Genomic DNA, 18,936 nt, shown 5'->3' with positions numbered 1-18,936 from the left:
GTACTCTAGGGATAACAGGCTGATTTTGCCCAAGAGTCCATATCGACGGCAAAGTTTGGCACCTCGATGTCGGCTCATCACATCCTGGGGCTGGAGCAGGTCCCAAGGGTACGGCTGTTCGCCGTTTAAAGTGGTACGTGAGCTGGGTTCAGAACGTCGTGAGACAGTTTGGTCCCTATCTGCCGTGGGTGTTCGAAGCTTGAGAGGATCTGTCCCTAGTACGAGAGGACCGGGATGGACATACCTCTGGTGGACCTGTCATGGCGCCAGCCGTGCAGCAGGGTAGCTAAGTATGGAATAGATAACCGCTGAAAGCATCTAAGCGGGAAACTAACCTCAAAACAAGGCTTCGCTGAGGATCGTGGAAGACTACCACGTTGATAGGCCAGGTGTGGAAGCGCGGTGACGTGTGAAGCTTACTGGTACTAATAATCCGATCGGCTTGATCGTTTCTCAGCAAAACTCATTCGATCTTACTTGTCGAAATCATAGACAATATCTTCTCATTCATGTGTGTCGGGTTGACCTGGTGGCTCTGTCGGAGGTTCCCCACCCGATCCCATTCCGAACTCGGTCGTTAAGACCTCCAGAGCCGATGGTACTTCGTCTTAAGGCGCGGGAGAGTAGGTCGCCGCCGGGTCTACCCGACACACATGAATGACTTCTCGATCCTTCTTCCTTTACTTACCGCCTTGCCGCGGGATGGAGCAGCCCGGTAGCTCGTCAGGCTCATAACCTGAAGGTCGTAGGTTCAAATCCTACTCCCGCACCCAAGCTTACAAAGCCCCGATGGCCTACGCTGCGGGGCTTTCTGCTGTCTGGACCTACGCCTAAAATGAAACGCAGGCGGCGCCCTGGGGCCGAACTCGGCCGCCCAGGGCGCCGCCAAAACACGTCGATCAGAAGCGGAACGCCGCCTTGATCCAGAACTTGTCGCCCTGCGGGCGGTTCTCCGCGTGAAACTCGTGCTGCCACTGGGCGGTGACGGGGACGTTGCCGACGACGTAGCGGACCAGGGGGCCGAGCGCGAAGGCCTCGCCGCGCACGCCGTCGGGGCCGACGCGGGCGCCGGCGATCTTGTCGTCCGTCGTCTGGCGGTAATAGTAGCCAGTCAGACCCAGTGTCAGCTTGCCGGTGGTGTAGGCCACGGCCGCATCGGTGTGCAGGCTCTGGCCCGACTTGTAGTCGGTGTCGTCATTGGTGGTGTTGAAGTCGTACATCACCTTGGCCGAGGCCTCCCATCCGCCGCCCGGCTGGGCGTAGGTGGCGGCGAAGACCGGCTCGAACGTCCAGTAGTTGCGCCCGATGTTGGCCAGATCGCCCGCCTTGTAGTCGCCGGTGGGGATGAAGGTGTCGACCGTGGCGACCAGGTTCCAGTCACCCTTCTTCCAGCCCAGCACCAGGGGGCTGACGATGATGTCGCCGAGGCCGAAATTGCTCTGGCTCTGACCGCCCGCCTTGACGTCCAGGTTGACGACCGGGATCAGGGCGTGGGCGGCGACCGTGGCGCCCAGGAAGGTCTTGTCGCTGACGTGGACCACGCGGGCGATGTTGGCGAAGGCGTTGAGCGAGAAATCGGGGACCAGACTGTCGCCGTTGCCGTCGTTCAGGCGGTCGGCGGTATAGTAGTTGGTGTAGGTCAGCAGATAGGTCCCCGGCGGCGGCAGTTGCGCCACCCCGATGGATTCCGCCCCGTCGGCATAGGCCGTGCCGCGCGTTTCGCCCGCATGGGCGACGCCCGCCATGCCGATGGCCAGAGTTGCAGCAACTCTGGCGGCCATCGTGGCGGTTGTGAGCTTCGGTGTCTTCATTGTCGTTTCCCTCCCTTGATTTTCGGGTGCAGGCGGCCGTCCGGCGCGGGTGCGCCGGTCGGAAGCCCGTCCGTTTTTTGTTGAGCCGCGCCCCCTCAGACGCAGTGTTTCGACGTCAGATCTTGCGGAACAGGGGCGAGCGCGCCGTGGCTTCGGCGTCGCCGGCCGTCAGGAACCGCTCCATGAAGATGTCCCGCTCGAACAGGCGCCCCTTCATCAGGGCGATGACGCCCGCCTCAATCATCGGCGGCGGCCCGCACAGATAGGCCTGACAGCCGCTGAACCGTCCCTCGAACAGGCGTTCGGCCGCTTCGTGGACGTATCCCGTCTCGCCGTCCCAGACGTCATCGGCCTCGGGCTGGGAGACGGCGGGGACATAGCGGAAGTTGTCGTGTTCGGCTTCCAACTGACGGAACAGGTCGCCGAAGTGCAGGTCGCAGGGCCGCCGTCCGCCGTGCAGCAGGGTGATCTGCTCGGAGTAGCCCTGTTCCAGCAGGTCCAGGATCATGCCCTTGGGGCTGGACAGGCCCGAGCCGCCCGCCAGGAAGATCAGCGGCTTTTCGGCCGAGCGCCGGACGTAGAAACGCCCCAGCGGGCCGGTGAAGTTCAGACTGTCGCCGGCCTTGAGCTCATCGTGCAGCCAGGCGGTGCCGGCGCCGCCGGGAACGCGACGGACGTGCAGTTCGATCAGGTTCGGCTCGGTCGGGCTGCTGGCGATGGAGAAGGCGCGCGTGCCTTCGATGCCCGGCAGTTGCAGGTTGACGTATTGCCCCGCCTGAAAGTCCAGGCCTTCGCCGTCCAGCCGCAGCCAGAGGCCCAGAATATCCGGCGTGATCAGTTCACGGCGTTCGACCCGGCCGACATAGTCCCTGACGGCGATGCGACGAGCGTCTTCATCTTCATCGACGTCGGCCTCGATGACTGTGTCGGCCAACAGCATGGCGCTGCAGGCCAGGGTCTTGCCGTCGTCCCGCTCGAAATCCATCAGGGCGAAGGGGGAGGCGCCGCCGTGATCGACTTCGCCTTCCAGCACCTCGACCTTGCAGGTGCCGCACAGGCCGTGGCCGCAGGCGTGGGGTAGCCAGACGCCGGCCCGAAGGCAGGCGTCCAGCAGGGTCTGACCGGGCGCGACCTTGATGGTCTCGCCGATCGGTTCGATGGTCAGGGTCGGCATGGGCGTATCCTCAGGCCGTGGCGGAGGGGCCGGTCCAGAAGCGGATCAGCGACTTGTGGCCGACGCCCTGATCGGCCAACGACCGGGCCGGATCGGGCGTCCAGTCGGCGCCGTCTAGCATCCAGCGGGCCTTGGTCAGATCGACCTTGGCCCATTCCGGATCCACCGCATAGAGCGACGGCAGGATCTCTCCGGTCAGGGCGGCGAAGGGCGTCTGCGGCGGCAGCGGCAGTGTGATCGCCGAGCAGAAGTTCAGATGCTCCTCCCAGTGGACATAGACCAGCTGGGCGCCGTTGAAGTTCTCGACCCGGTCGCGAACGGGGCCGGTGTAACCGGGGTGCAAGCTTGCGGTGGCCATGGGGCTGTCCTCCTATTCGGCTGCGACCGGGAAGGCGGGGCGGCGCCCCTCCATCCAGCGGTTCCACTGCTCTTCTTCGGGGGACCCGGCGTAGTCCATGTTATCGGCCCCCTGGTTGATGTGGTACCAGTCCAGCACCTCGGGCAGGGTCGCCCCGCCGCAGTTGCCCTGGAAGATCTGGTGCACGGGCAGCCAGGCCTGGGCGTACTTCGCCGGTTCGTGGTCAAAGATGTCCTTGCAGCCGTCCGAACAGGTGTGGAACTTGTCGCCGCCGTGTTCCGAGACACGGAAGCTGATGGTCCCCGGATCGCTGACCTCAGTGAAGGCCATGGGGATCTGGCAGACCTGACAGAGCTGCGGCAGGCCGTTGTTGTAGAAGCGTTTTCCTTCGTCAGCCTGTTCGCGCCACTTGCGATAGCGCGGCTCATAGTGCTGGGCGAAGGTGTCGGGATACTTCTCGCGCAGCCAGGCCATGTGGGCTTCGTCGATGTCCCAGGTGTGCATGGCGGCGGCGTGGGTGTAGTTGTAGAAGATGCCCCACGCCTGGTGCGTCATGTGGCCCTTTTCGGCCTTGGCGACGTCGGCGTATTTCGGCTCGCGGATGCCATAGCGGGCCAGATCGGCGAACAGGGCGCCGCCCGCCTGCTCATAATAGGTCTCCCAGGCTTCGCTCCAGGACATGACCTTCTTGGGCAGCATGTAGTCCATCATCATGCCGACCAGCGACAGCAGGCGGTATCCGCGCCAGAACCACTTGTCGATCCAGCCCTGAACGATCGGCACATTGGCCTCGTCCTGTTCCAGCAGGAAGCGGACGGCCTCAAGGCCCAGCGTCATGTGGCGGCTCTCGTCCGATTGGGCCGAGAAGCCGAACGTCACCGTCGCCATGTCGCCGTTGTAGGCCGCGCCCGACATGAAGGGCACGAACAGCAGATTGGTCAGGACGTATTCGAAGGCGAAGCTGATCGAGGTCAGGAACTCGAACGGTCCGGCGCTGGTCGCATCGTCGAAGAAGGACTTGGGCACCGACAGATACCACAGGCGGTCATGCATGTGGGTGAAGTCGTGGATGCCGTCGAAATACTTGTTGTAGTGGCTGATGGTGTGAATCTGCGTCTGGCAGTGACGCAGTTCGTCGATCGACTGCATCTGCGCCGCCACGCGCAGGCCCGCGCCCGGCAGGTGCCGCGCCAGGTGGGCGAAGTGGCGGTGCGCCTGATACTCCAGCGGCGTCACGCCCTGTATGAACAGTTTGACCGCGTTCAGATACCGGGCGTCGGTGATGCCCAGCTGGCCGTTGTTCTGGGCCATGGAGTCGATGACGGCGTAGAGCTTGCGCTCCTTCTCCGCCTGGAATTTCCAATAGGCGTCCATGGTCAGCTTGAAGGGGTCTTCCCAGGCGTCCCAGTCGTGGATCTTGATCCCTTCATATTTGGCGAAAGGGAAGATGTCGTCGGCGCGCTGATAGGTCGGTTTCCAGTCCAGACCTCGCGTATAGGCGCCGTATTTCTGCTTCAGGCTCATTTTGCGCGGGGTCATGCCTATCTCCAGAAGATGATCAGAGAGCCGTCGTCCTCGTCCACCGAACCGGACAGGGAGATGACGCTGAGGTGGATTTCCTGAGGGTCCCAGTCGCGGCCCAGGCGTTCGGAAACGCTCTCGGCGCGGATTTCCAGCCGACCGGGGCAGTCGATCTTGGTCATGGCCGGGAATGGGTTGCTCTTGGCCTCGGGGTTGTCGGCCAGGATGGCTTCGATGATGGCGAAACCGTCCTGGGTGTTCTGAATGCTGATGGAAACGGGCTTGATCATGCCGCCATCTCCCGGGCTTCCAGGGCGTTCAGGCCGACCATCCGTTCGCGCAGACGCGCCCCGACGGCATCGACGGCGGCGTCGCCTTCGGCGCCCAGCACCATGGCGGCGATCGGGCGGACGGCCTCTTCGGCGCGGGCGGACCAGCGCTCGAACCACTCGCCCAGCACGATGCGGTTGGCGTCCGATTCAGCGGCCGCCGCCTTGACCACGGCGTCGGTCCAGCGGCTGTTGTCGGCGAACCAGTCGCCGAGGAAGCCGGTCATCATCGAGAAGGCCGAGCCGTTATGCGCGGCGCCGGCGCGGTCGAAGGCGCCTGTGACCAGCGGATAGATGTAGCCGTCCAGCACTATCAGCTGGGCGACATACAGCTCAAACCAGTCGTGCACGACCATCTGGTCCTCGGCCAGGCGGCGCATGGGCTGCCAGACATCGGCCTCCAGCCATTGCGTCTTGGCGTCGGCCAGGGCGCTCTCCGTGCCCTGGCCCAGCAGCAGGCCGATGCGCGAAATGACCTGGGCGATGCCCAGGCGGTCAGCGCCGCAGAAGGCCGCCGCCGAGGTGATCTGGGTGCCATAGCCCCAGTCGGCCATCAGCTGGCAGTTCATGTTCGCTGCCCATTCGACATGGCGCAGCGGCAGCAGATAGGCGGCGAACATGTCGCGCCAGGCCGGGTCGACGCCGGCGGCCAGATCGCGCTTCTCGACGAAGTTCACGGCGTCGTCGAACGACTGCTGCATGGCCGCGCGGCTGATGTTGTACGAGGCGTAGTAGAACTGGCGCGGGTCGCGGAAGACGTACCAGTCGTTCATCACGATGCGCGTGCGGCGCGGGTCGTACAGCTCGAACTCGGGCGAATAGGTCGGCCGATAATGGAAATTGGCCGTCGGCTGGACGTCATAGGTGGCCTCGTCATAGCGCGAGGCGGGCTTGTCGACGCCGAAGCGCCGCGCAATGTGCGAGAAGGTATGACGCCGCGGCGTGATCGCCTCAGCTTTGAGGTCGATATTCATTGTGACGCTCCAACAGGCTCAGGGGCGACGGCGGGGCCGTCCTTGACGAGGCGCAGCACGGCGTGGCTGGCGGCGGGATCGGCGGCGGTCACCAGACAGCCGTTCTCCAGGCAGAACTCCCGGAAGGCGATGACCGGCAGGACCAGTTCGACGCTCAGGTCGGGGTCGCCGTAGATGAAGTCGAACTCCACGATGCCGTTGTCCGTCAGGTTGCGGACGACGGTCTGGAGCTTGGGGCGACCGCTCGAAAACGGGCTGGGTCGCGTGATCGGGCTGGGCGCCGCTGTCATGTTCGTTTCCTGGGTTGGACCGCTTTTCGCGGTTCGTTGTTCCGTTCCCTGAAACGAAGACTGTCGGAGGGTCTGATAATGGGCCAATACAAAAAGGGCAGAGTCTGATGCCTTTTGGTTATTGCCTTGCGGGCGGGCGTCAGGCTCTGATGTTGGAATGAAACGCTCGCCGAAGCCGGAACCTCTGCCGCGCGCTGTCCTTTCGGGCGTCGATGTACGGCGTTTGCGCTATTTTCTTGCCGTGGCCGAAGAACTGCACTTCGGCCGGGCGGCGGAACGGCTTTACATCGCCCAGCCCGCCCTCAGCCGTCAGATCGCCAGTCTGGAAAACGCCATCGGCGCCCTGCTGTTTGACCGCAGCCGCAGCGTCATCCAGCTGACCCCGGCGGGGGAGGCCCTGTTGCCGCGCGCCCGCGACATTCAGGCGCGGGTCGCCGACGCCGTGCGGGTGGCGCGCCGCGCGGCCGAGGGGCTGGTCGGGGTGATCCAGGTGGGCTTCGTCGGTTCGGCGACCTTTTCGATCCTGCCGGGCGTCTTCAACGCCTATCGCGAACAGTATCCCGAGGTCGAACTGGTGCTGCACGCCATGAACACGGCCGAGTTGCGGGTGGCGCTGCGCGACCGCTCCATCGACGTGGCCTTCGCGCGGCCGGGCATTCAGGATCCCGACATCGTCAGTGAGGTGGTCCAGCGCGAGCCGCTGATCGTGGCCCTGCCTGACACCGACGTCCTGGCCGAACAGAGCCACATCGCCCTGGCTGATCTGGCGGTGCGGCCCTTCATCCTCTATCCGCGCCAGCCCCGGCCCAGCTTCGCCGACCATGTGCTGGACCTGTGCCGCGCCGAAGGCTTCACGCCCGAGATCGCCCAAGAGACGCTGGAGATCCAGACCGCCCTGTCGCTGGTGTCGGTGGGGGCGGGGGTGTCGCTCGTGCCGGAATCGACTTCGGAGGCCCAGCTGCACGGCGTCGCCTATCGACCCCTGCTGGGACAGGAGCGGGAGACGCAGTTGAGCCTGGCCTATCTGCGCGACAATCGGTCCTCGGTGCTGGGCGGCTTTTGCGCCCTGGTGCGCGAACGCACCCGCAGCCAGATCAGGCCGAGAGGAAGCTGAGCACGGCCCCGGCGAAGGCGTCGGGCTGTTCGACGTTCGACAGGTGGGCGCCCTTCAGCACCTTCAGCTGGGCCTCAGGAATGGCCTTCACCAGGGCGGCGGCGTGGTCGGGCGGGGTGGCCGGATCGGCGTCGCCCGAGATGACCAGCGTCGGCGCCGTAATCAGTCCGCCCAGCCGTCTCAGGTCCATGTCGCGAATGGCGGCGCAGCACCCGGCATAGCCCTGCGGGGACGTGGCCAGCAGTCCAGCCTCAATGACGGCGACCGGATCGGGCGCGCGGGCGGCGAAGTCCGGCGTGAACCAGCGCGCGACCGAGGCCGCCGCCAGCGGCGCCATCCCCTGTGACAGGGCGCTGGCGATGCGCGCATCCCACGCTGAGGGCGGGCCCATGAAGGCCGAGGTGTTGGCCAGCACCAGCCGCTCCAGCCGTTCGGGCGCACGCACCCCCATCCACTGGCCGACCATGCCGCCCAGCGACAGGCCGCAGAAGGCGACGCGCTGAAGCTTCAGGGCGTCCAGCAGCTCCACCACGTCGCGACCCAGTCGGTCGAGGCTGTAGGCGCCCGCCGGCGCGTCCGAGGCGCCGTGCCCCCGGCTGTCATAACGAAGCACCCGGAACCGGGCGGAGAAGGCGGCCATCTGGGCGTCCCACATCTCCATGCGGGTGCCCAGCGAGTTGGACAGCAGCAGCACCGGCGCGTCTTCCAGCCCGTCGAACCGATAAGCCAGACGGCAGCCGTCGCCGGTGGCGAGGTGTTTCACCTGTCCGCTCATGCCCGCTCCACGATCATGCCGATGCCCTGACCGACGCCGATGCACATGGTGCAAAGGGCGTAGCGTCCGCCGGTGCGGTGAAGCTGCTCCACCGCCGTCATGACGATGCGGGCGCCCGACATGCCCAGCGGATGGCCTAGAGCGATGGCGCCGCCGTTGGGGTTCAGGCGCGGATCGCGCGGATCGACCTCAAGCTCCTGAAGCACGGCCAGCGCCTGCGCGGCGAAGGCCTCGTTCAGTTCGATGACGTCCATATCGGCCATGCTCAGGCCGGTGCGGGCGAACAGCTTGCGCGCCGTCTCGACCGGGCCGACGCCCATGATGCGCGGGGCCACGCCCGAAGCCGCCATGGCCACGACGCGCGCGCGCGGGGTCAGGCCGTGGGCGCGGGCGGCGGCCTCGGAGGCGACGATCATCGCCGCTGCGCCGTCGTTGAGGCCCGAGGCGTTGCCCGCCGTTACCGTGCCGTCCGGCCGCACGACCGGCTTCAGCTTGGCGAGGGCGTCGAGGGAGGTGGCGCGCGGATGTTCGTCCACGGCGAAGACGACGGTGTCGCCGCGCCGCTGGGGCACGGAGACAGGCGTGATTTCGGCGTCGAACCGGCCGGAGGCGAGGGCGGCGGCGGCCTTGGTCTGGCTGTCCAGGGCGAAGGCGTCCTGCGCCTCACGGGTGATCGCCCACTGTTCGGCGACGTTCTCGGCCGTCTGGGGCATGGTGTCTACGCCATAGGCGGCGCGCAGGGCCGGGTTGATGAAGCGCCAGCCCATCGTCGTGTCTTCGATCGTCTGGGCGCGGTCGAAGGCGGTCGCGGCCTTGCCCATGACATAGGGGGCGCGGGTCATGCTCTCGGCGCCGCCCGCGACGATCAGTTCGGCTTCGCCCGCGCGGATGGCCTGCGCGGCCAGCCCCACGGCGTTGAGGCCCGAGCCGCACAGACGGTTGATGGTCGATCCCGGCACGGTCTCGGGCAGGCCCGCCAGCAGCACGGCCATGCGCGCGACGTTGCGGTTGTCCTCGCCTGACTGATTGGCGCAGCCCAGGATGACATCCTCGACGGCGCTCCAGTCCAGCGCAGGGTTGCGCTGCGCCAGCGCCCGCAGCGGAATCGCCGCCAGATCGTCGGCGCGCACCGCCGACAGCCCGCCGTTCAGCCGCCCGACAGGCGTGCGGATCGCGTCGCAGATGAAGGCCTCGGTCATTGGGCTTGCCCTATCGCTCGCCGCGCGGCGGCTCTCTTCTTGAGGGCGGTCATGCCGCCGCCGCCGCGATGGCCAGCGGCGCGCCGGTCTTGGCCGTGATCTCCTCGACCGTGACGCCCGGCGCCGTCTCGATCAGCGTCAGCCCGCCCTGTTTCCGATCCACGGCGATGACGCCCAGGTCCGTGATGATCAGGTCCACGACCTTCTGCCCGGTCAGGGGCAGGGCGCAGCGCTCCAGAATCTTGGGCGAGCCGTCCTTGGCGACGTGATCCATCACCACGACGATGCGCTTGACCCCGGCGACCAGATCCATGGCGCCGCCCATGCCCTTCACCATCTTGCCGGGGATGGTCCAGTTGGCCAGATCGCCGTTGGCGGCGACCTCCATCGCCCCCAGCACGGCCATGTCGATATGGCCGCCGCGGATCATGGCGAAGCTGTCGGCGGAGGAGAAGAAGCTTGAGGTCGGCAGCACGGTCACCGTCTGCTTGCCGGCGTTGATCAGGTCGGGGTCCGCCTCGCCCTCGAACGGGAAGGGGCCGATGCCGAGCAGGCCGTTCTCGCTCTGAAGCGTGACCCTGACGCCTGCGGGCACATGGTTGGCGACCAGCGTCGGTATGCCGATGCCCAGATTCACATAGTAGCCGTCGCGCAGTTCCTGTCCGGCGCGGGCGGCCATTTCGTCACGGGTCCAGCTCATGCCGACGCCTCCTCGCGCGGACGGGTCGTCAGCTTCTCGATGCGCTTTTCGTTGATGGTCGAAAGGACGATGCGGTCGACATAGATGCCCGGCGTGTGGATGGCGTCGGGGTCGAGGGCGCCTTCGGGGACGATCTCCTCGACCTCGACCACGGTGGTCTTTCCGGCCGTCGCCATGTTCGGATTGAAGTTGCGCGCCGTCTTGCGGAACATCAGATTCCCGGCCGGATCGGCCCGCCAGGCTTTGATGATCGACAGGTCGGCGCGCAGCCAGGTCTCGCGCACATAGTCCTCGCCCTCGAAGGTCTCGACGGGCTTGCCCTCGGCGACGACGGTGCCGACGCCGGTCCTGGTGTAGAAGGCGGGGATGCCTGCGCCCCCCGCCCGGATACGCTCGGCCAGGGTGCCCTGCGGGTTCAGTTCAAGCTCCAGCTCGCCGGACAGATACTGCTGCTCGAACAGCTTGTTCTCGCCGACATAGCTGGAGACCATCTTCTTCACCTGACGGCTCTCCAGCAGCATCCACAGGCCGAAGCCGTCGGCGCCCGCATTGTTGGAGATGACGGTCAGCCCGCCGACCCCGGAAGCCCAGATCTCGGGGATCAAGCTCTCGGGGTTGCCCGAGAGCCCGAAGCCGCCGGACATGATGGTCATGCCGTCGAACAACAGGCCCTCGAGCGCGGCGCGGGGAGAAGCGAAAATCTTGGACACGAACCGCAGGCCCTTCGATCAGGCCGCCGCGCGGGCGCGGCCGGACAGGTTCTCGTCCGCCTTTTCAGCGGCGCGCTGCAGGGTGAAGTCGAAGGCGACATAGGCGCTGTCGCCCTGACGCTGCGGCACCGGCAGCAGGCCGTCGCGGGTGGCGAAGGCGAAGTCGTCGGCCGCGAACGGATCGTCGCCGAAGTTGATCTGGGTCGTCAGCGAACGATAGCCGGGCGCCTCGACGAAGAAGTGGACGTGGGCCGGGCGATTGCCGTGGCGGCCGATGGCCTTCAGCATCCGGTCGGTCGCGCCGTTCGGCGGCACCGAATAGCCGTTCGGCATCTTGGAGCTGAAATAGTAGCGGCCGTCGGCGCCGAGCTTGATGCGGCGACGATTGTTGAACGGGGTCTGCTCGCCGGTCGGGTCGAAGTGGGAATAGAAGCCCTTCGAATTGGCGTGCCAGACATGAAGGATGGCGTCGGCGGGGGCCTCGCCGTCGGGGCCGACGATGTTGCCGGTCATGTAGAGGGTGTCGGTGTCGTCGGCGTCGTCGGTCAGGTTGACGTTCTCGCCTTCGACCAGCGGCGCGCCCTCGACATAGAGGGGGCCTTCGATGGTGCGCGGCGTGCCGCCGGTGCGACCCGCCTCGGCGTCCTTGGCGTCGAGGAACAGATCCATGAAGTGCTCAAGGCCCGAACCGGGCACGATCAGACCGAACTCCTGGGCGCCGTCCTGGAAGAATTTGATCGCGCCCCAGAACTCGTCCTCGCTGACATCGTGCTTGACGATGACGCGCATCAGGGCCTCCACCACGTCGCGGGTGATGGACTTCAGTCGGGGGTCTCCGCCATCGACGGTCATGCCGCTGGCGCGATCCAGCAACGTCTGCACCTCGGGCGTGGCGACGAAATCTTCGGTCATGTCTTCTTCCTCTCCAGTGTATTTGGCCCTTGGGGGCTCTTAGCGATCGTCCTCGTGGGTCGATGACGGATGGCGGCACAGGGCGGTGACCTGGACGTCCATGTAGGGAAACAGCGGCAGGGTGCTGAGAAGGTCATGCAGCGTCTGGGCGTCGGCGACGTCGAAGATGCTGACGTTGCTGTATCGCCCGGCGACGCGCCACAGGTGACGCCAGATTCCCTGACGCTGCAGATCCTGGGCGCGGGCCTTTTCCTCGGCCTTCAGGCGGTCGATCTTCGCCGGGTCGGCGTCGTGCGGAATGCGCACATCCATGGTCACATGAAACAGCATCGATTTACCCCGCAACCAGCTTTGGCGTGATGACCGAGGTCCGGGCGCCTCGGTCGCGACGGAGCGCCGCAACGGCGTCCTCGTTCAGTTGAAGACCCAGGCCCGGCCCGCTGGGCACGGTCAGGCAGCCGTCGGCGTAGTGCAGCGGTTCGGCCAGCAGTTCCTCGGTCAGCAGCAGGGGACCGAACAGTTCGGTGCCGAACTCGATCTCGGGCAGGGTGGCGAACAACTGGGCCGAGGCGATGGTGCCGACCGGTCCCTCCAGCATGGTGCCGCCGTAAAGGGCGATGCCCGCCGCCTGGGCGATTCCAGCCAGGCGCTTGGCTTCGGTCAGGCCGCCGGCCTGGGCGATCTTGAGGGCGAAGACGTCGGCCGCCTGACCGCAGGCCAGGGCGTAGCCGCTCTCCGGCCCGTGCAGGGCTTCATCGGCCATGATGGGGATCAGGCCCATCGCCGTCAGCCGGGCCATGCCCGCCGTGGCGTGGGCGCGGATCGGCTGTTCGACCAGATCGACGCCCGCCTCGGCCAACAGGGGCAGGGCGCGCTTGGCGGCGGCCTCGCTCCAGGCCTGGTTGACATCGACGCGGATGCTGGCCCGGTCTCCCAGGGCGCGCTTGATGGCCGCCACGTGGGCGACGTCTTCCTGCACGGGACGCTTGCCGATCTTCAGCTTGAAGGCGGCGTGCCGACCCGACGCCAGCATGGTCTCGGCCTCGGCGATGTCCTGGGCGGTGTCGCCGCTGGCCAAGGTCCACAGCACCGGCAGACGGTCGCGGATGCGCCCGCCCAGAAGCTCGCTGACCGGCACGCCCAGCCGCTTGCCCTGAATGTCCAGCAGGGCGGTCTCGACGGCGTTCTTGGCGAAGCGGTTGTCTATAATCGAGCGGCGCAGGCGCTCCATGATGACGGCCGGGCGGGTGGTGTCGGCGCCGATCAACAGGGGCGCGAAATAGGCGTCGATGGCCAGCTTGATGCCTTCAGGGCTTTCGCCGCCGTAGTTCAGGCCGCCGATGGTGGTGCCTTCGCCGATCCCCTCGATCCCGTCGGCGCAGTGCAGGCGCACCAGGACCACGGTCTGCGACTGCATGGTGGCGACCGACAGGACGTGCGGCCGGATGGTCGGCACGTCGAGGACGATCGTCTCCACCCGTTCAATCGCTGATCCCTGCACCCTGTCGTCTCCGCGCTTCTTGTTGAGACGAACCTTAGGCGCCGCATGTCATGACCTAAAATGCCGATTTGTTCGTATTTGATGCCCAAAAGGCATTAAACTCGCCGAGCGAGCGTCCAGAAAATCATCCGATGAGCGAGATTCCGCCAAGCCTCTGTCGTCGAAACTTGGCCGGACCGCCGCCGAAATGTGCCGGAGCCATCACGAAGCCGCCCTAGCGTCCGCTGTTATCGCAAAGGGGGATGGACGGGGATGAAGTTCACGATTTCACCGCGAGCGATCGCGCCGCTGACGATCGCGGGCCTGGCGCTGGCGACGGCGGTTCTGATCGCCGTGATCCCCGGTCAGGCGCACGCCGCCGAAACGCTTCAGGGCGCGCTTCGTCTGTTGTGACGTTGGCCGGAACGGCCTGGCCTTAAGGTCGTTCTGCGATTGTCGCCTACTGAGATTGCTGACCGAGACCTGGGTCCGGCGAGGTTGTTGGGGCTGTCCCGCGTGGACCTGTCGACCGGTCAAGAACGGCCGTCTTTTCAGCGACAGAGACGGTTGCAATTCAGCGCCTCTGCTCCATCTCATAAGCCAAGCTCGGCTGTGGAAGGACGCGGCGGGCGGCAGAGGAGACAGGCGATGACCCAACAGAAATCAGGCTCTACGACGGGCGCAGGCGCCCCGGCGGTCAGTGATCGGAACTCGCTCAGCGTCGGTCCCAACGGGCCGATCGTGCTGCACGATGTGCACTTCCTGGAGCAGATGGCCCACTTCAACCGCGAGAAGGTTCCCGAGCGCCAGCCGCACGCCAAGGGGTCGGGCGCGTTCGGCGTATTCGAGACCACGCACGACGTCTCGGCCTACACCAAGGCGGCCCTGTTCCAGCCGGGCGCCCAGACCGAAATGCTGGCTCGTTTCTCGACCGTGGCGGGCGAGCAGGGCAGCCCGGACACCTGGCGCGACGTGCGCGGCTTCTCACTGAAATTCTATACGGACGAGGGCAACTACGACCTGGTGGGGAACAACACCCCGGTCTTCTTCGTGCGCGATCCGATGAAGTTCCCGCACTTCATCCGCAGCCAGAAGCGCCTGCCGGACTCAGGGCTCCGCGACAATCACATGCAGTGGGACTTCTGGACTAACAACCCCGAGACAGCGCACCAGGTGACCTATCTGATGGGCGTGCGGGGCCTGCCGCGCACCTGGCGCCAGATGAACGGCTACGGCTCCCACACCTATATGTGGATCAACGCCGCGGGTGAGAAATTCTGGGTCAAGTATCACTTCCACACCCGTCAGGGCATGGCCTTCTTCTCCAACGCCGAGGCCGCCGCCATGTCGGGCGCCGACGCGGACTTCCACCGTCGCGACCTGTTCGACGCCATCGCGCGCGGCGAGCATCCGGTCTGGGATCTGTCGGTCCAGGTCATGCCCTACGCCGAGGCGGCGACCTATCGGGTCAACCCCTTCGACCTGACCAAGACCTGGTCGCACAAGGACTATCCGCTGATCCCGGTCGGCATGATGACTCTGAACCGCAACCCGGAGAACTTCTTCGCCCAGATCGAGCAGGCCGCCTTCTCGCCTGGCAACACCGTGCCCGGCATCGGCCTGTCGCCGGACAAGATGCTGCTGGGCCGGGCCTTCGCCTATAACGACGCCCAGCGGAACCGCATCGGGACCAACTTCCACCAGCTTCCGGTGAACCAGCCCAAGGTTCCGGTGAACACCTATATGTTCGACGGGCAGATGGCCTATCACCACTCCGGCGCCCAGCCGGTCTATGTGCCCAACAGCGGCGGCCGCACCTGGTCGGACGAGACCGGCCCTGTTCACGACGGCTGGGAGGCCGACGGCGCGCTGGTCCGCAGCGCCTATACGTTGCACGCCGAGGATGACGATTTCACCCAGCCGGGCGTTCTGGTGCGCGAGGTGTTCAATGACGATCAACGCGCCAAGCTGGTCGATCAGGTGGCGGGCAGCCTGCTGGGCGGCGTACGCTCGCCGGTGCTGGAGCGCGCTTTCGACTATTGGAAGAGCATCGACCCCGACGTCGGCGGCCGCATCGAGGCGGCGGTGCGGGCAGGCGGCGCCCCGCGCCCGGCCGAGGGCATGGGCGAAGGCTGACGCCTGACATCCAAGGCCTGAATTGAAACGCCCCCCGTTCCATGGCTGGAGCGGGGGGCGTTTTGTGTTAGCGGGCGGTGGCCTCGATCAAGGCGCGGGCCTGGGTGATCGCCGCCTCGGTGGTCAGTTCGCCGGCCTGGACCTGATCGGCCAACTTCATCAGAGGCGGGGCGGTGATGGCGCCCGTCTGGGCTTCTTCCGCGACATGGACGCCGCCGTCTCGGGCGATGACCGCGTCCCAGGCGTCGCGCACGGCGGCCCAATAGGTTTTCGTCGCCGCCCAGTAGTCGTCGCCGGCCTTGGGTGAGAAGGCGGTCGAGGCGTCATAGCTGTTGATGACGTCTTCCTGGACGATGGCGACCAACTCGCCGCCGCCCTTGCCCGACAACTTCATATTGTCCTGGATGTGGACCCAGCCGTCATGCTTCAGGATATGGCGGTTGACGCCCAGATAGCGGTCGTAGACCGGGTTGCGCACCGCGTCGCGGCGGGCCAGCGGCCGCCAGGTCGGGCCGGAGGTCCAGGCGCTCAGCCCGTTCTCATAGGTCCAGCGGCCGACGCCGCCGTAACGCGGGGAATCGTCTGTCTGCCACACGGTCTGGGACCAGGCGCCCTCGCGCTCGGCGGCGGGGACGGGCGTTGTGCGCCAGCTGTTGTCACCGACATAGGTCAGGACGGTTTGCGGCTGATAGACCCAGTCCTGGCGCCAGTGTTTGACGACGACGCTTTGGCCCCCGTGCTCCATCACCAGGATGTGCTGCAGGCTGATGCGGTCGCCGTTGTCGTAGACCAGGCGGACGATTTCGGTCCCGCCGGACAGCTGTTCCTCCAGCGGGTCGTAGTCGGCGCGGAAGCTGACGTTCTCGCGCATGTCGAAGTGGACGCGGAACGCGCCAGCCTGGGCCAGGATCGACTGGCGATCGCGTTCGAACTGAGGACTGCGGACGGTCGTGGCGGCCTGTGCGGCCTGTGCGGCTTGGGCGACGGCGGTGGTCGCCAGGGCGGCGGGCGTCGCCCCGGTCAGCAGGGCGGCGGCGATCAGAATGGCGCGCATGGAAGGCTCCTTGGCTATGGGCAGGGTCGGGCGCGTCACAGGCGCACGCTCAGGGAGACGCCGACGTTGCGGCCTGGCTGGGTGAAGGCGTCGAGCGTGGCGGGGCTGGCGCCGACGGCGGGGCGGTTCAGGCCGCGCACGTCGCTCCACCAGGCGTATTTCTCGTCGAAGACGTTGAAGACGCCGGCGCGCAGGGTGGCCCGCTCGGCCACGTTCCAGAAGGCGGTGACGTCCAGCAGGGTGAAGGATTCGCCCGGCCAGCACAGGCCGCCGCCGCACTCATGGTTCGACTTGCGGTCGGACCAGGTGACGGTGGCGCCGCCGCCCCAGACGCCTGAGGGGGCGGCGTAGTTCAGACCGCCGACCAGCTTGATCGGATCGACGCTGGTCAGGGCGCCGCGCTCGCCTTGGGTCTCCTGCTCGCCGTCGGCGAAGGAGGCGGCGACGATGGTCGAGAAGCCGTTGTCCCAATGGATGTCGCCGCGCGCTTCCAGACCCCAGATCTTCACCGTGGTCAGGTTGACGTACTGATAGATCAGCGGGTCGACGCCGGGACGGCCCGTGCCGCGCACCACCACCTGGTTGATGAAGTCGTCGTAGGTCGTGCGGAAGGCCGTGGTCTGCAGCGACAGGTTGCCGCCGAAGGCCGCCAGATTGCGGAATCGGAACCCGCCCTCGAAGCTTTCGCTGGTCTCGGGTTTCAGGTCCGGGTTGGGGATGGACTCATAGCCGAACACTGGGTTGGCGAAGAAGTTGTTCACCTGCATCGGCGAGGGCGCCTTGAAGCCCTGGGCGTAGTTGGCGAAGACGCCGAAGTGATCGTCGGCCCAGTAGATGACGCCGATTTTGGGCGACAGATGGCTGTCGCTCTGCTTTTCGGCGGCGGCGGGGAACAGGGCGTCCTTCTTGGGCGTCAGCTCATACCAGTCGTAGCGCAGGGCCGGGATGATGCTGAGGCGGCCGCCCAGCAGGTCGATCTCGTCCTGGATGAACAGGCCCGCCAGGTCGAACTCGGTCTTGGGGAAGGGGCGGGCGGGGAAGGGCTCGCCCATCGGCGGTACGGTGCCGTCGCGAACGCCCTCCTGCGTCGTGCGCGACCAGTCGGCGCCGAAGGTGATGCGGTGGCGGACGCTCTCGCCGCCGAACGACTTCGAGCCTTGCGCAGCCAGGCCCCAGACGGCGTTGTCGAAGGTCACGTCGCGGGTGCGGTCGGCTGAGACGGTGACGGGTGGGGCGGCGCCGACGATGGTGGTGATGTCGCGGTCTTCAAAGGTGAACTGGCGCGTGGTCGCGTCCTGCCAGAAGGCGGCGATCGAACCCTTGTCCAGGCCCAGGAAGTCATTGAAGCGCCAGTCTAGGCTGATGCGATCGCGCTGGGTCTCGTCCTCGGCCAGAACCTGATTGACGGTGGTGACGGTGGTGCGGCCGGGCATGGCCATGGTGCTGGAGCCGCGGGTGCTTAGGGCGTCGCCGCTCATGTCTTGGTCGAAGTGGTCGTAGGTCAGGCGCAGGACGTGGTCCGGGTTCACGTCCCAGACCAGCTTGGCCAGCACGGCGTTGGAGGCGAAATCCTGGGGGTTGGGCTGGGTGCGGGCCGCGCCGACGCCGCCCGTCTCGGCCATGTTTTCGGTCTCCTGGGCGTCACGGCGCGTGTAGGCCAGCAGGCCCGAGAACGCGCCGCTGCGCCCGGCCAGGGCCAGGCCCTCGGTCCAGCCTTCATCGGCCGAGTTGTAGCCGACGCGCGCACGGGCGCCGAAGTTGCGGCCCGCCTCGATGAAGTCGGACGGGTCTTTCGAGGTGAAGCTGACCGCCCCGGCAATGCCGTCCGAACCATAGAGGGCCGAGGCCGGGCCGCGCAGGATCTCGACCGATTTGACCAGGTCCAGATCATTGTAGCCGCCGCGTCCGACCGACTGGGCGCCGAAGGCGAAGCCGTCCGGCACCCGCACGCCGTCCTGGACGATCAGCACGCGGTTGCCGCCCATGCCGCGAATGGTGAAGCCGGAATTGCCGTCGCGCCCAGCGCCGGACAGGGCGGCCGAGAAGCGGGCGGGGCTGGTCGGGACGCTGACGCCCGGCTCGAACCGGATCAGATCCTTGATGTCGGTGACGAGGTTGGTCTCGATATCCTTGGCGGTGATGACGCTGATGCTGGCGGGCACTTCGTCGACGCGGCGCTCGGTGCGGGTGCCGACGACGGTGACCGGGGCCACGCGCACGGGCTCGTTCAGGTCGATCGCATTGTCTTCGACGGCGGGGGCGGCGACGGCGGGAACGGCGGCGGCGAGGGCGGTCAGCCCGACGGAAATCATGAGTAGCGAACGCATCGGCGAGACCCCGGTTGAAACTGGGCCTGCTTTAGTGCGAACGATTATCAGAATCAATCTTAGTCTTTTTGC

19 protein-coding genes, 1 tRNA gene and 2 rRNA genes (1 of these 22 running past the window's edge) are annotated in these 18,936 nt (G+C 66.4%); 6 read left to right on the top strand and 16 right to left on the bottom strand.

Annotated elements, in window-relative coordinates; translation table 11 throughout:
- The 3 genes from AC3IPP_RS15460 to AC3IPP_RS15450 all read left to right on the top strand — a co-directional run.
- Window positions 1-450: ribosomal RNA gene (locus tag AC3IPP_RS15460) — 23S ribosomal RNA — on the top strand; it begins 2,331 nt to the left of the window's first position.
- Between the two features lie 75 nt (window positions 451-525).
- A 5S ribosomal RNA gene (rrf, locus tag AC3IPP_RS15455) occupies window positions 526-640 on the top strand.
- Between the two features lie 56 nt (window positions 641-696).
- A tRNA-Met gene (locus AC3IPP_RS15450) sits at window positions 697-773 on the top strand.
- A 126-nt stretch (window positions 774-899) separates the two neighbouring features.
- Here AC3IPP_RS15450 and AC3IPP_RS15445 read toward each other — a convergent pair.
- The 7 genes from AC3IPP_RS15445 to AC3IPP_RS15415 form a co-directional block, all read right to left on the bottom strand.
- Window positions 900-1,811, bottom strand: a complete 912-nt coding sequence (locus tag AC3IPP_RS15445) for a SphA family protein (protein WP_489149595.1) — start codon at window positions 1,809-1,811, stop codon at window positions 900-902.
- A gap of 115 nt (window positions 1,812-1,926) precedes the next feature.
- On the bottom strand, window positions 1,927-2,985 hold the full coding sequence (locus AC3IPP_RS15440) for an NADH:ubiquinone reductase (Na(+)-transporting) subunit F (protein WP_489149594.1): 1,059 nt from the start codon (window positions 2,983-2,985) through the stop codon (window positions 1,927-1,929).
- Between the two features lie 10 nt (window positions 2,986-2,995).
- Window positions 2,996-3,343, bottom strand: coding sequence for a phenol hydroxylase subunit P4 (locus AC3IPP_RS15435; RefSeq protein ID WP_489149593.1), 348 nt, complete (start codon window positions 3,341-3,343; stop codon window positions 2,996-2,998).
- Window positions 3,344-3,355: 12 nt separating this feature from the next.
- Window positions 3,356-4,882: an aromatic/alkene/methane monooxygenase hydroxylase/oxygenase subunit alpha gene (locus tag AC3IPP_RS15430; RefSeq protein ID WP_489149592.1), complete on the bottom strand. Its 1,527-nt coding sequence runs from the start codon at window positions 4,880-4,882 to the stop codon at window positions 3,356-3,358.
- Window positions 4,883-4,884: 2 nt separating this feature from the next.
- Window positions 4,885-5,154 carry an MmoB/DmpM family protein gene (locus tag AC3IPP_RS15425; protein ID WP_087139175.1) on the bottom strand — a complete coding sequence of 90 codons (270 nt, stop codon included), beginning with the start codon at window positions 5,152-5,154 and terminating at the stop codon, window positions 4,885-4,887.
- Complete coding sequence (locus AC3IPP_RS15420; RefSeq protein WP_489149591.1) at window positions 5,151-6,167, bottom strand: ferritin family protein; 1,017 nt, start codon at window positions 6,165-6,167, stop codon at window positions 5,151-5,153. Before AC3IPP_RS15420 ends, AC3IPP_RS15425 begins: the two co-directional genes overlap by 4 nt.
- Window positions 6,164-6,457 (bottom strand): phenol hydroxylase subunit, encoded by a 294-nt coding sequence (locus AC3IPP_RS15415; RefSeq protein WP_138142095.1) that lies wholly within the window; start codon window positions 6,455-6,457, stop codon window positions 6,164-6,166. Before AC3IPP_RS15415 ends, AC3IPP_RS15420 begins: the two co-directional genes overlap by 4 nt.
- 157 nt (window positions 6,458-6,614) lie before the next feature.
- On the opposite strand from AC3IPP_RS15415, the gene AC3IPP_RS15410 reads away from it, so the two are divergent.
- On the top strand, window positions 6,615-7,571 hold the full coding sequence (locus tag AC3IPP_RS15410) for a LysR family transcriptional regulator (protein WP_138142094.1): 957 nt from the start codon (window positions 6,615-6,617) through the stop codon (window positions 7,569-7,571).
- Here AC3IPP_RS15410 and pcaD read toward each other — a convergent pair.
- From pcaD to AC3IPP_RS15375, 7 genes are all read right to left on the bottom strand, one after another.
- Entirely contained in the window at window positions 7,552-8,346 is a 795-nt protein-coding gene (gene pcaD / locus AC3IPP_RS15405; RefSeq protein ID WP_489149590.1) for a 3-oxoadipate enol-lactonase, read from the bottom strand. The genes AC3IPP_RS15410 and pcaD overlap by 20 nt on opposite strands.
- Window positions 8,343-9,545 (bottom strand): 3-oxoadipyl-CoA thiolase, encoded by a 1,203-nt coding sequence (gene pcaF / locus AC3IPP_RS15400; protein ID WP_489149589.1) that lies wholly within the window; start codon window positions 9,543-9,545, stop codon window positions 8,343-8,345. Before pcaF ends, pcaD begins: the two co-directional genes overlap by 4 nt.
- Window positions 9,546-9,594: 49 nt before the next feature.
- Window positions 9,595-10,245 carry a 3-oxoacid CoA-transferase subunit B gene (locus tag AC3IPP_RS15395; RefSeq protein WP_489149588.1) on the bottom strand — a complete coding sequence of 217 codons (651 nt, stop codon included), beginning with the start codon at window positions 10,243-10,245 and terminating at the stop codon, window positions 9,595-9,597.
- Window positions 10,242-10,898 (bottom strand): CoA transferase subunit A, encoded by a 657-nt coding sequence (locus tag AC3IPP_RS15390; protein ID WP_489177466.1) that lies wholly within the window; start codon window positions 10,896-10,898, stop codon window positions 10,242-10,244. Before AC3IPP_RS15390 ends, AC3IPP_RS15395 begins: the two co-directional genes overlap by 4 nt.
- A gap of 75 nt (window positions 10,899-10,973) precedes the next feature.
- The gene (locus tag AC3IPP_RS15385; protein ID WP_087139167.1) at window positions 10,974-11,867 is read right to left on the bottom strand and encodes a dioxygenase family protein; all 894 of its coding nucleotides are present in this window, start codon (window positions 11,865-11,867) and stop codon (window positions 10,974-10,976) included.
- A gap of 39 nt (window positions 11,868-11,906) precedes the next feature.
- Entirely contained in the window at window positions 11,907-12,197 is a 291-nt protein-coding gene (gene catC / locus AC3IPP_RS15380) for a muconolactone Delta-isomerase (RefSeq protein ID WP_489149586.1), read from the bottom strand.
- A gap of 4 nt (window positions 12,198-12,201) precedes the next feature.
- A complete protein-coding gene (locus tag AC3IPP_RS15375) occupies window positions 12,202-13,368 on the bottom strand; it encodes a muconate/chloromuconate family cycloisomerase (protein WP_489177422.1) in 1,167 nt (388 codons plus the stop codon).
- Between the two features lie 252 nt (window positions 13,369-13,620).
- Here AC3IPP_RS15375 and AC3IPP_RS15370 point away from each other — a divergent pair, with 252 nt between their 5' ends.
- Window positions 13,621-13,761 carry a hypothetical protein gene (locus AC3IPP_RS15370; RefSeq protein WP_179204999.1) on the top strand — a complete coding sequence of 47 codons (141 nt, stop codon included), beginning with the start codon at window positions 13,621-13,623 and terminating at the stop codon, window positions 13,759-13,761.
- 234 nt (window positions 13,762-13,995) lie between these two features.
- Entirely contained in the window at window positions 13,996-15,483 is a 1,488-nt protein-coding gene (locus tag AC3IPP_RS15365) for a catalase (protein WP_489149584.1), read from the top strand.
- Window positions 15,484-15,550: 67 nt separating this feature from the next.
- Here AC3IPP_RS15365 and AC3IPP_RS15360 read toward each other — a convergent pair whose 3' ends face one another.
- A complete protein-coding gene (locus AC3IPP_RS15360) occupies window positions 15,551-16,537 on the bottom strand; it encodes a DUF6607 family protein (protein WP_489149583.1) in 987 nt (328 codons plus the stop codon).
- Window positions 16,538-16,572: 35 nt separating this feature from the next.
- The gene (locus AC3IPP_RS15355) at window positions 16,573-18,864 is read right to left on the bottom strand and encodes a TonB-dependent hemoglobin/transferrin/lactoferrin family receptor (protein ID WP_489149582.1); all 2,292 of its coding nucleotides are present in this window, start codon (window positions 18,862-18,864) and stop codon (window positions 16,573-16,575) included.
- Window positions 18,865-18,936 lie beyond the last annotated feature (72 nt).

The sequence above is a fragment of the Brevundimonas sp. KH_060 genome, assembly GCF_057838275.1.
Note: the sequence above shows the minus strand (reverse complement) of the source record. Positions and strands in the feature narration are given on the sequence as shown.